Here is an 11307-nt window from a genome sequence, read left to right on the forward strand (position 1 = left end):
TCGCCCGTTGTCATGCCGCCATGTCCCCGGCGGTGAACCGGCCGCGGCCATGGTTCTATACGTAGCGTGACTATAAAGCCACTCAACGTATCGACCCTACGACGGGACCTGTTCGCCTCGTTCGTGGTCTTCCTCGTCGCGATCCCGATGTCGCTCGGCATCGCGGTCGCCTGCGGGGCGCCCGTCGCGGCCGGGCTCATCGCCGCGATCGTCGGCGGGGTGGTCGCCGGGCTGCTCGGCGGCTCGCCGCTGCAGGTCAGCGGGCCCGCCGCCGGCCTCACCGTGATCATGGCGGGGCTGATCCCCGCCTACGGCTGGCCGGCCACCTGCACGATCGTCCTGCTCGGCGGGCTGCTGCAGCTGCTGCTCGGCGCCTGCCGGGTCGCCCGCACCGCGCTCGCGGTCTCGCCCGCCGTCGTGCACGGCATGATCGCGGGGGTCGGGGTCGCGCTCGTCCTCGCCCAGGCGCACGTGGTGCTCGGCGGCACCCCGCGGCACTCGGTGCTGGACAACCTCGTCCGGCTGCCGGGGCGGCTCCTGCACGCGCACCCCCATCCGGCGCTGCTCGCGCTGCTGACGATCACCGTGCTGACGGTGTGGACGCGGCTGCCGCGGATCACCGGGCCGCGGCTCGCCGGAGCGCTGCGCCTCGTCCCGGCCCCGCTGCCGGCGATCGGCCTTGCCACGCTGGTGGCGTGGTGGTTCGGCTGGGACGCCGTCCGGGTCGACCTGCCGGAGTCGCTGCTGGCGGACTGGCGGGCGCCGGTGCTGCCGCGCGGCCCGCTGCCGGAGATCTTCGGCGCGGTCGTGTCGGTGGCGCTGGTCGCGGCCGTGGAGTCGCTGCTCTGCACGGTCGCGCTGGACCGGCGGCGGCCGCCGGGGGTGCCCCGCGCCGACCTGGACCGCGAGATGTTCGCGCAGGGCGCCTCCAACACGCTGTCGGGCCTGCTCGGCGGCCTGCCCATCGCCGGCGCCATCGTGCGCAGCACCAACAACGTGGAGGCCGGGGCGCGGACCCGCGCCGCGACCGTCCTGCACGGCGTGTGGGTGCTGGTGCTCGCCCTGTCGTGCGGCCCGGTGATCGAGCAGGTGCCGCTGGCCGCGCTCGCCGCGCTGCTGATCGCGCTCGGCGCCAAGATGATCGGCGCCGCCCGGCCCCGCGAGCTGCGCCACCACCGCGAGGCGACCGCCTGCGCCGCGACCCTGGCCGGGGTGGTCGCGCTCGGGCTCGGCGAGGGGGTGCTGCTCGGCATCGGCGTCGCCGCGATCATGGCGCTGCGCCGGCTGACCCGGCTGTCGGTGCGGGTGGAGGAGGCGGTCCCGGCCGCCGACGACCGTCCGGGCCAGGCGGGCTGGCACGTGGTGGTGGAGGGGACGCTCACCTTCCTCGGCGTGCCGCGGGTGACCGGCGCGCTGCAGCGGATCCCGGCGGGCGCGGGCGTCGACCTGGACCTCAACGTCGACTTCATGGACCACGCGGCCTTCGACGCGATCCACCAGTGGCGGCTCGCGCACGAGCGCCTCGGGGGGAGGGTCGACATCGACGAGGTTCACGAGGCTTGGTATGAAAGAGCCGTGACAGGCGATATATCACCGCAGCGTAAGACGCCCCCGTCTGCCCGCTGGTGGGCTCCGTGGGCGAATCGTCGGCGGCGCAGCGAGGTCCCGGAACTGGACGCGCCGGAGGTGTCGCCGAGCGCCCTGCTGCTGGCCGGCGTCCGCGAGTACCAGGGGCGCACCGCGCCGCTGGTGCGGCCCATCATGTCCGAGCTGGCGTTCGAGCAGAAACCCGAGCACCTGTTCATCACCTGCGTGGACTCGCGCGTGGTGCCCAACATCATCACCGCCAGCGGCCCGGGCGACCTGTTCATCAACCGCAACGTGGGCAACATGGTGCCGCGGCACGGGTCGCGCACGTCCGACGACTCGGTCGCCGCGACCGTCGAGTACGCCCTCAACGTGCTCGGCATCCGCACCATCACGGTCTGCGGCCACTCCAACTGCGGCGCGATGGCCGCGCTGCTGGCCGGCGGCACCGAGGTCGAGCACCTCACCTCGCTGACGCGCTGGCTGAAGCACGGCAACCACAGCCTCGCCCGGTTCCTGGACGCCGAGCCCGACGGCCGGCCGCCGCTCACCCGGCTCTGCCAGATCAACGTGATGCAGCAGCTGGACAACCTGCTGTCCTACCCGTGGCTGCGCGCGATGGCCGACCGCGGCGAGGTCGAGCTGGTCGGCCTGTACCTGGACCTGGAGACCGCCGACGTCCAGATGCTGGACCGCGCCTCCGGCTCCTTCGTCCCGGTCGCGGAGGAGAACCCCGGCGACGCCGCGGACGCCCCCGCCCTCGCCTGACGCGCGCGAGGGACCTCATGGCCGAGGGGCCGCCCCGGATCGGGACGGCCCCTCGCCCATGCCTTCGGTGGTCTGGTCCGGTCAGCGCCCGACCAGCTGGTCGTGCTCGTCGCCGCTGCGGGTGTGCTCGTCGCTGCCGCGGGTGTACATGCCGGTGACGCGGCGGGCGCGCCGGATGCCGGAGGAGTCCGCCGGGTGGAAGAGAGCGTCGTTGCGGCTGGCCCGCGCGAAGTCCGCCAGCAGGATCGTTGCCAGTGTGACGAGCGCGATCGCCGCGATGGCCGCGATGACGATGATGACCATGGTGCGCTCCTCTCTGCGGGGTTCTCGCCGGATCCCCGCCGCCACCGCCGGCCTCCCCATGCGACCGGCTGTACCTAGGACGTTAGGCGCACGCTTTTCGATCCTCTGTGTCGTATGACCGGATTTTTGAGAGATCCACGCCACCGGCGCCGGACGTTCTCCGGACGGGCTAGACCTGGCGGGGGAAGCGGGGCGGCGCCGGCGCGGTTAGGCTCGCCGGGCCGATGATCGTTATGGCGTCCCCCCAGGAGAACGCGTGCACGAGCCCATGCCGATGACCCCCGCCCTCGTCCTGCTGGCCATGCTGACGGGGGTGGCCCTCGTCCTCGCGCTGGCCTGGGCGTGCCGGCGGCTGCTCGGGCTGCCGGTGGGCACCTCGCGGACCGTCGTCGGCGCCTTCCTCGGCTTCACGCTGTCGGGGGCCATCGCGCAGAACGTGCGCGACCGGCAGGGCGGGACCGTCTTCGCGGTGTCGGCGGCGTCGGCCGTGCTGATCGCCATGACGTTCGTCGTGGTGGCCGAGGCGCTGGTGCCGACCGGCTCGCTGCCGCGCCCGATCGAGATGGCGGCGGCGCTGCGGCGCCGGGTCGCGCGCAGCCGCCGCTACTCGCAGATCACCCGGATCGCGGTCCGGCACGGCCTCGGCCCGTTCCTGCGCGGCCGGGCCGGCACCCCGCCGGCGCGGTCGCTGCGCCTGGCGCTGCAGGAGGGCGGGGTCACCTTCGTCAAGTTCGGGCAGGTGCTGTCCACCCGCCGCGACCTGCTGTCGCCCGACTTCGCCGACGAGCTGGCGCGGCTGCAGGACAGCGTCGCGCCGGCGCCCGCCGCCGAGGTCGAGCGCGTCCTCACCGAGGAGCTCGGCGCGTCCCCGCACACGGTGTTCGCCGCCTTCGACCCCGAGCCGCTCGCCGCGGCCTCGGTCGGCCAGGTGCACCGGGCCCGGCTGCACACCGGCGAGGAGGTCGTGGTGAAGGTGCAGCGGCCCGGCGTCCGGCCGCTGGTGGAGCGCGACCTGGACATCGTCGACCGGCTCGCCGCCACGCTGGAGCGGCGCACCCGGTGGGGCCGGTCGCTCGGCGCGGTGGCGCTCGCGCGCGGCTTCGGCGCCGCGCTGCGCGAGGAGCTGGACTTCCGGGTGGAGGCCCGCAACACCGCGGCGGTCGCGAGCACCCGGCCCGAGCTGCGGGTGCCGCGCCTGCACGAGGAGCTCAGCACCGAGCGGGTGCTGGTCCAGGAGTGGCTGGACGGGGTGCCGCTCGCCGCCGCCGACCCGATCATCGCCGAGCACGGCCTGGACCGCGGCAAGCTCGCCCGCACGCTGCTGGACGGCCTGCTCGTGCAGATCATGCAGGACGGCGTCTTCCACGCCGACCCGCATCCGGGCAACATCATGCTGCTGCGCGACGGTCGTCTCGCGCTGCTGGACTTCGGGTCGGTCGGCCGGCTGGACGGGCAGCTGCGCGGCGCGCTGGAGGACCTGCTGCTGGCCGTCGGCCGCCGCGACCCGGCCGCGATGAGCGACGCGCTGCTGGAGATCGTCACCCGGCCGGACGAGCTGGACGAGCCGGACCTGCAGCGCGCGCTCGGCCGCTTCATGGCCCGCCACCTCGGCGCCGGGCCGGCCTCCGGGGTGGAGATGTTCACCGACCTGTTCAAGCTGGTGGCGGCGCACGGCCTGGCCGTCCACCCCGAGATCGCGGCGGTGTTCCGGGCGCTGGCCACCCTGGAGGGCACGCTGACCCGGCTCGCGCCCGGCTTCGACCTGGCCCAGGCGGCGCAGGAGCACGCCGGCGGGCAGCTGTCGGAGCGGCTGCGGCCCGGCACGGTCAAGGACGCGCTCACCGACGAGCTGCTCGGCGCGCTGCCGGTGCTGCGCCGGCTGCCGCGCCGGTTCGACCGCGTCACGCGCTCGGTGGAGCAGGGCCGGCTGACCGTCAGCGTGCGGCTGTTCGCCGACGAGCGCGACCGGCGGACGGTGACCGAGCTGCTGAACCGGACGCTGCTGACCGTCCTCGGCGCGACCGCGGCCGTCGTCGCGGTGATGCTGCTCGGCACCACCGGCGGCCCCCGGGTGACGCCCGCGCTCGGCCTCTACCAGGTCCTCGGCTACGCGCTGTTCGGCGCCGGCCTGGTGATGATCCTGCGGGTGCTGTTCACCATCTTCCGGGCGCCCTAGCCGTCCCCGGTGCCGCGCAGCCGCACCCAGTAGTGCAGGAGCAGCAGCAGCTCGATCCGGTGGGCGGGGTCGTACATGACCTCGCCCAGGATCTCCTCCAGCCGGCGGACGCGGTAGCGGACGGTCTGCTCGTGCACGAGCAGCCGCTCGGCGGTCGCGACCGCGTTGTCGCGGTTCTCGCAGTAGGTCAGCAGGGTGCGGGCGAGGGGCTCGCGGCGGTGCGCGGGCAGCTCCATCAGCGGCGCGAGCCGGCCGGACAGCCCGGCGGCGATCAGGTCCTCGGCGAGCATCGCGGTGAGGCTCGGCAGGTGGTCCAGGCAGCGCAGCGGCTCCTTGGCCGGCAGCACGCCGCGCTCGATCAGCGCCAGGCCCTCGCGCGCCCACCGGAACGACAGCGCGCCCCTGGTCAACGGGACGGTCGGGCCGATCGCGGCCGGCACCTCGCCCAGCACCGCCTGGATGCGGCGCTCCTGGCCGGGCCCGTCCGGGTCGGGCCAGACGATGTAGGGGTCGCCGGCGTGCCAGTCGGCCAGGAACGCCGGCGGCAGCACCGGCAGGTCCCCGCCGGGCTCGGGCCGGACGGCGACGACCGCGATCGTGCGCGGCGGCTCCCAGCGGGCGCTGCGGGCCAGCTCCCCGATCGCCTCGACGCTCGCGGGCGGGTCGGCGACCATCAGGTCGCGCAGCCGCCAGCGGTACCGCTCGCGCTCCCCGGCGATCTCGCCCCGGGCGTCGGCGTAGCCCTGCCCGGCGGCGCTGGCGATGCGCTCCAGGAACACGAACAGCGACTCGGTGACGGCGCCGAGCGTGTCCAGGGACCACTCCAGGCGGCGGGCGTCCCTGATGAAGCGGCGGCAGGCCACCTGCCCGCTCACCCGGATCGCGGTCTGCAGGCCGTCCAGGCTGCGGCCCTTGCGGGCCTCGTAGGCGCCGATCTCGGCGTAGATCCCGGTGACCTGGCCCCAGTCCATGTCGGGCCGCCCGAACGCGTCGACGAAGCCGCGCACGGTCTGCTCGATCGCCCACCGCATCCGCTGCCCGTAGCGGCTCTCGGCGGGGCGGGCGTACTCGGGGACGAGCCCCTGGATCTCCCGGACCATCTCGGCCGCGGCGGCCTCGACGTGCGGCAGCAGCGGCCGGACCAGCTCCGCGGCGACGCCCGGGGCGGGGAGGCCGGAGGTGCCGGACGAACTCATCGCGCTCTCCTGTCCAGTGGCCCCGCGCACAGGAGTCCCAGCATCGGCGGCGCAGGTTACCGGACAGTAGTGTCACTTGATCAATTCCCCGCGGCCCCTTTGTCAGCCAGGAGACAAAGAAACCGCCGCGGCCCGGCCCGGCGCTACCGCTTCCGGCGGCCGAGCTCCTCGGTGACCAGGCTCAGGCCGATGCCGACGAGCCAGATGTCCTTGGCCACCGCGAGGCCCTGCTGGGTCGGCCGCACGCTGCCCTCCTCGTGCATGCCGGGCGTCTTCAGGTACATGCCGATCAGCCCGCCGCCGAACGCGGTCAGCGCGGCCCCGGCGGCCAGCGACGGCACCATCGGCAGCAGCAGCGCGGCCCCGAGCGCCATCTCGGCCTTGGCCAGCAGGGCGGTGAACCGCTCGGGGTCCTGGCTCTTGAGGAAGGGATAGGTGCCCCCCGCCATCCCGTGCAGGCCCTCGGCGGTCTGCTTGTCGGCCTTGGACTTGGTCATCCCGGAGTTGAGGATGAAGAGGCCGGCGGCGATGCGGGCGGGCATCTGGTGGGCCCGGACTGGGAATCTCATGGTCACTCTCAGTGCAGAGGACAGGACTCCCGTCGTGATTCCCCGCGTCCGCGCAGGTCAACCCCGCCGGAGACGGCGGCGGGCCCCGGGGTATACCCATGCCCCGGGGCCCTGACAGGTGCCGTCCACGTGCTGTCCCGTCGTCTCACCGGGCGGATCAGTCATGAATCTCGTTCGCTCTACCTTTGAGCTACGGGAACACGGAGAGTTCCCGACCGGAGTCGAACCGGCACTCAACGATATTCGTCCGTCCGGCGGAGACGGTGCTGGACCAGGCGATGCTGAACATGGAGCGAGAGTCTGAACGTGATACCGGCCGCCTCTACCAGTTGGGCCACCCGGACCTGCAGTGCCCGGGGAGGGACTCGAACCCTCAGTGACACCGGTGGATTCAAACTGAGCCTCATCCTCAGCCGTCACGCCCTGCATAGGGCGCACCCCCCGCGCTCCAGCGGGGGGAGTCTTCAGTTGAAAAGGTAGCCGAACACCGCGTCGCCGACCCTGCGGTCCACGACCTCGGCGCCGTTGGCCTCCTCCCGGGCGAACTTCACCGCGGCCTGGAGCCGCTCCAGCCGGTCGCGCAGCTCGTTGACCCGCCGCGCCGGCAGCGCGCCCGAGTAGGCGACCTTGGTCCAGGTGCCGACGATGACGTCCTCGGTGTAGGTCTCCACCTGCGCGGGGTGCTTGTCGGTCGCCTCGTACAGCACGTGCGCCCGCGGGATCTTCTTGGTCCGGGCGGTCTCCACCGGGTCGGTGCGCCACACGTCCTGGCCCTCGTCGTAGCTCCAGGACTCGCTCGCGTCCAGCACCGGCAGCCGGCCGATCAGCTGCGCCACCTCGGCGAGCTGCTTCTCCAGGAAGAGCAGGTAGGTCACGGGGACCTCCGCCACGACGACCTGGCCGTCCACGACCACGTCGGCGCGGGCCTCGCAGTTGGCCCAGTCCTTGGTGGCCACGACGTCGAACAGCCGGGTCAGCGCCTTGGCGACGTCGCGCAGCGCGTCCTCGGCCTTCACCTGCACCCGGGTGGACTCGGGCGGGAGGGTCTCGCCCTCCTCGTCCTTCGGCCGGTAGGTCCGCGACAGGCCGGACAGCAGCCCGGGCTTCTGCAGCACCTGCTGGACATCGGCCAGCTCGCGCTGGGTGCGCGTCTTGGCGCCCTTCTCCACCGCGATGATCTGATTCAGCCTGGTCATGCCGCAGCCCTCCCCCGTACCGGAACGGCCGCCACACTACTGATCATCTATTCCGGGCGCATCCCGATTTACCCGGCGAAGCCGCGCCCCGGTGACCGGGCGGGCGGTCACCGGGGCGCGGCGCCGGAGTCAGGACGACGGGAACTCGTGGACGGCCCGCTCGTCCGGGACGCAGTGCGTCATCGTCAGGCCCGACACGTCCCGCGGCCCGTTCTTGCCCAGGTTGCCCAGCCGCTCGCGGTCCTGGTCGGTGAGGTCCTGGCTCGCCAGCGGCTCCAGGTGCCGCACGTCGTTCGGGCCGATGCCGAGGCCCTCGCCGACGCGCAGCCCGAGCTCGTCCTCCACCAGCAGGAAGTGCCAGACCATCCGCTCCTGGATCGGCCGGTCGCACTGCGCGAGCTGGCCGACCAGGTTCTTCACCAGGTCGTCGCGCTCCCAGTCCTCCATGAGCCGGTAGCGCTGCCCGGCCTGCTCGTAGTCGTTGGTGCGCGGGATGCGCTTGCGGGTGACCCGCCCGTTGATCACCGGCCCCTGCTCGTCGTGCGTCGGGTACTGCGCCTCGCGCAATCCTCCGGTGATGGACGGCTCGTAGTTGACGTGCGGGTTCTCGCCCCCGCCGTCGACGTGGTAGGTCATCTGCCCGTCGCGCTGGTTGGTGCGGACGGCCGCCTCCTTGGCGTGGTTGACCGGCAGCTGCAGGTAGTTCGGCCCGACCCGGTAGCGCTGGGTGTCGCTGTAGGAGAAGGTCCGGCCGACCAGCATCTTGTCGTCGGAGAAGTCCAGGCCGTCGACCAGCACGCCGGTGCCGAACGCGATCTGCTCGTTCTCGGCGAAGTCGTTGCCGACGTTGCGGTCCAGCACCATCCGCCCGACCGGCAGCGCCGGGAACGTGTCCTCCGGCCAGACCTTGGTGTCGTCCAGCGGGTCGAAGTCCAGCTCGGGGTGCTCCTCGTCGCTCATCATCTGCACGACCAGCTCCCACTCGGGGTACTCGCCGCGGTCGATGGCCTCGCGCAGGTCGCGGGTGGCATGGCCGAGGTCGCCCGCCTGGACCGCCGCGGCGTCGTCGGCGGTCATGCTCCGCACGCCCTGCTTGGGCATCCAGTGGTACTTCACCAGCACGGTCTCGCCGTCGCCGTTGACCCACTTGTAGGTGTTGACGCCGAAGCCCTGCATGTGGCGGTAGTCGGCGGGGATGCCGCGCGGGCTGAACAGGTTGACCAGCATGTGCATCGCCTCGGGCGTCTGCGACATGAAGTCGAAGATGCGGTTCGGCACCTGCCGGAAGGTGACCGGGTCGGGCTTCAGCGCGTGGATGACGTCGGGGAACTTGATCGCGTCCCGGATGAAGAACACGGCCAGGTTGTTGCCGACCAGGTCCCAGTTGCCGTCCTCGGTGTAGAACTTCACCGCGAACCCGCGCGGGTCGCGGGCCGTCTCGGCGGAGTCCCGGCCGCCGATGACGGTGGAGAACCGCACCGCGACCGGGGTGCGCTTGCCCTCCTCCTGGAACAGCTTGGCGCGGGTGAACCGGGCGATCGGCTCCTCGCCCCACTTCCCGTACGCCTCGAAGAAGCCGTAGGTCGTCACGCCTCGCGCGTGCACGACCCGTTCGGGAATGCGCTCCCGGTCGAAATGGCTGATCTTCTCCAGGAACTGGTAGTTCTCCAGCGTCGCCGGCCCCCGGGCGCTGACCGTGCGCTGGTTCTGGTTGTCGAACACCGGGTGGCCCTGCCGGTTGGTGAGCACCTCGCGGTCATCGCCGGGCCCCGGGCCCATGGCGGAGACGTCCGTCATGACGCGGTCTCCTCTCGCATTCGTGTTTCCCCCGGTAGATCGCCCTACCCCGAACTCGGGCGGCCTATCGCCATCGCCCCGCCAACGAAGCCCCGCCCGCGGAACGGAGCGCCTAGCCTGTGGGGATGGATCTCCAAGAGCTCGCGGCGGAGCTGCGCCGGTTCGCGGCGGAGCGGGAGTGGGAACGGTTCCACACCCCCAAGAACCTCGCGATGGCCCTGGCCGGCGAGGTCGGCGAACTGCTGGCCGAGCTGCAGTGGCTGACGCCGGAGGAGAGCGCCCGGGTGATGGCCGATCCGGAGGCGGGCGGCCGGGTGCGCGCCGAGCTCGGCGACGTCTTCAACTACCTGGTCCGGCTGGCCGACGCGCTCGGCGTCGACCTGGTGGAGGCGGGGGCCGACAAGCTCAGGGACAGCGAGCGGCGCTACGACGTCGCCACCTACCGGGGCAGGGCCCGCAAGGCCCCGCATACCTAAGTCGCCGCACCGTAGACCATCGGCCGACGGCCCGCCGGTACCGCGCTCACCAGACTGAAGGTCGGGCGAGAGCACGGGGAGGCATGATGCAGGACGAGGGAATCAGCCGGGCACGATTTCTGGCGGCCGGCCTGGCGGGGGCGGCGGGAGCGCTCCTGCCGGCCGGGAGTGCCGCGGCGAAGGAGCGGTGGGGGCTGTCCTACCGCGGCGTCTGCTACGAGGTCACGGACGGGGAGACGGCCGAGACCGGCTGGAACGCCACCCGGATGCGCACCGACATCCGGGCCATCAAGGACAGGCTGCACGCCGATTCGGTCTCGGTCTTCGGCGACGGCGCCGGCCGGTTGAAGGCCACCGCGACGGAGGCGGCCGAGCGGGGACTGCACGTCTGGCTCCAGCCGCGCCTGGCGGACCGTCCGCCGCACGAGATCCTCGACCACCTGGCCGAGACCGGCAGGCACGCCGAGCGGCTCCGCCGGCAGGGCGCGCGGGTGCATCTGAGCGTCGGCTGCGAGTTCGTGCTGTTCGTCCCGGGGATCGTGCCGGGCGCCGACGCGGTGGAACGGATCAGGAACCTGATGAGCGGGAACTACGACCCGCAGCAGATGATGCGGCGGCTGACCGCGTTCATCGCCCAGGCCGCGAAAGTGGGCCGATCGGTTTTCCACGGCCCGCTGACCTATGGCGCGGCCGAAGGCGATGAGGTCGACTGGCGCCTGTTCGACCTCGTCAGCGTCAATTACTACTCCTACTTCCAGGACCCGGCCCGCCACGTCCGGGAACTGCGCAAATACCAGCGCCGGCACAAACCGGTGGTGGTCTCCGAGTTCGGCTCGTGCACCTATAAGGGCGCCCCGCAGAAGGGCGGCATGGGCTGGGACGTCGTCGACTACGACAAGCCGAAACCTGAGATCAAGGGCCACCTGGTCCGCAGCGAACGGACCCAGGCGGCCTATCTGACAGGCCTGCTCGACGTCTTCGAGGCGATGGGGCTCTACGCGGCCATGACCTACAACTTCGTCACCCCTGACGCTCCCCACCGGCGCGATCCGCGCTACGACCTCGACATGGCGGGCTACAGCATCGTGAAGACGATCTGGGGAACCGAGAACGACCCGACCTCCCACTGGCACTGGCAGCCGAAGGAGGCGTTCCACGCCCTGGCGCGCCACTACGCCCGGCCCCACCGACGGCTCGATCCGGCATAATCCGTGATCTTGCGACTCTTCGGATCGGGGG

Annotated in this window: 9 protein-coding genes; 4 read left to right on the plus strand and 5 right to left on the minus strand. The window is 72.5% G+C overall.

What is annotated here, in order from left to right; all coding sequences use genetic code 11:
* The first annotated feature begins 66 nt into the window (after window positions 1–66).
* The gene (locus ACRB68_RS31480; RefSeq protein ID WP_328595021.1) at window positions 67–2355 is read left to right on the plus strand and encodes a SulP family inorganic anion transporter; all 2289 of its coding nucleotides are present in this window, start codon (window positions 67–69) and stop codon (window positions 2353–2355) included.
* 81 nt (window positions 2356–2436) lie between these two features.
* Here the strand turns inward: ACRB68_RS31480 and ACRB68_RS31485 are convergent, their stop codons facing one another.
* Window positions 2437–2658, minus strand: a complete 222-nt coding sequence (locus ACRB68_RS31485; RefSeq protein ID WP_153538869.1) for a hypothetical protein — start codon at window positions 2656–2658, stop codon at window positions 2437–2439.
* 256 nt (window positions 2659–2914) lie between these two features.
* Here ACRB68_RS31485 and ACRB68_RS31490 point away from each other — a divergent pair, with 256 nt between their 5' ends.
* The gene (locus ACRB68_RS31490) at window positions 2915–4834 is read left to right on the plus strand and encodes an AarF/UbiB family protein (protein WP_328595022.1); all 1920 of its coding nucleotides are present in this window, start codon (window positions 2915–2917) and stop codon (window positions 4832–4834) included.
* Here the strand turns inward: ACRB68_RS31490 and ACRB68_RS31495 are convergent.
* From ACRB68_RS31495 to ACRB68_RS31510, 4 genes are all read right to left on the minus strand, one after another.
* Window positions 4831–6030: a PucR family transcriptional regulator gene (locus ACRB68_RS31495; protein WP_153538870.1), complete on the minus strand. Its 1200-nt coding sequence runs from the start codon at window positions 6028–6030 to the stop codon at window positions 4831–4833. The genes ACRB68_RS31490 and ACRB68_RS31495 overlap by 4 nt on opposite strands.
* 143 nt (window positions 6031–6173) lie before the next feature.
* Window positions 6174–6599 (minus strand): hypothetical protein, encoded by a 426-nt coding sequence (locus ACRB68_RS31500; RefSeq protein WP_153538873.1) that lies wholly within the window; start codon window positions 6597–6599, stop codon window positions 6174–6176.
* A gap of 464 nt (window positions 6600–7063) precedes the next feature.
* Window positions 7064–7795 (minus strand): DUF7873 family protein, encoded by a 732-nt coding sequence (locus ACRB68_RS31505; RefSeq protein ID WP_153538875.1) that lies wholly within the window; start codon window positions 7793–7795, stop codon window positions 7064–7066.
* 129 nt (window positions 7796–7924) lie between these two features.
* A complete protein-coding gene (locus ACRB68_RS31510; RefSeq protein WP_153538877.1) occupies window positions 7925–9592 on the minus strand; it encodes a catalase in 1668 nt (555 codons plus the stop codon).
* Window positions 9593–9717: 125 nt separating this feature from the next.
* Here ACRB68_RS31510 and ACRB68_RS31515 point away from each other — a divergent pair, with 125 nt between their 5' ends.
* Together ACRB68_RS31515 and ACRB68_RS31520 are read left to right on the plus strand one after the other, a co-directional pair.
* Window positions 9718–10068 (plus strand): nucleotide pyrophosphohydrolase, encoded by a 351-nt coding sequence (locus tag ACRB68_RS31515; RefSeq protein WP_153538879.1) that lies wholly within the window; start codon window positions 9718–9720, stop codon window positions 10066–10068.
* Window positions 10069–10151: 83 nt separating this feature from the next.
* A complete protein-coding gene (locus ACRB68_RS31520) occupies window positions 10152–11276 on the plus strand; it encodes an abortive phage infection protein (protein ID WP_153538881.1) in 1125 nt (374 codons plus the stop codon).
* The last annotated feature ends 31 nt before the right edge of the window (window positions 11277–11307 follow it).

It is taken from the genome of Actinomadura macrotermitis, from assembly GCF_009604375.1.
Taxonomy (GTDB): domain Bacteria; phylum Actinomycetota; class Actinomycetes; order Streptosporangiales; family Streptosporangiaceae; genus Spirillospora; species Spirillospora macrotermitis.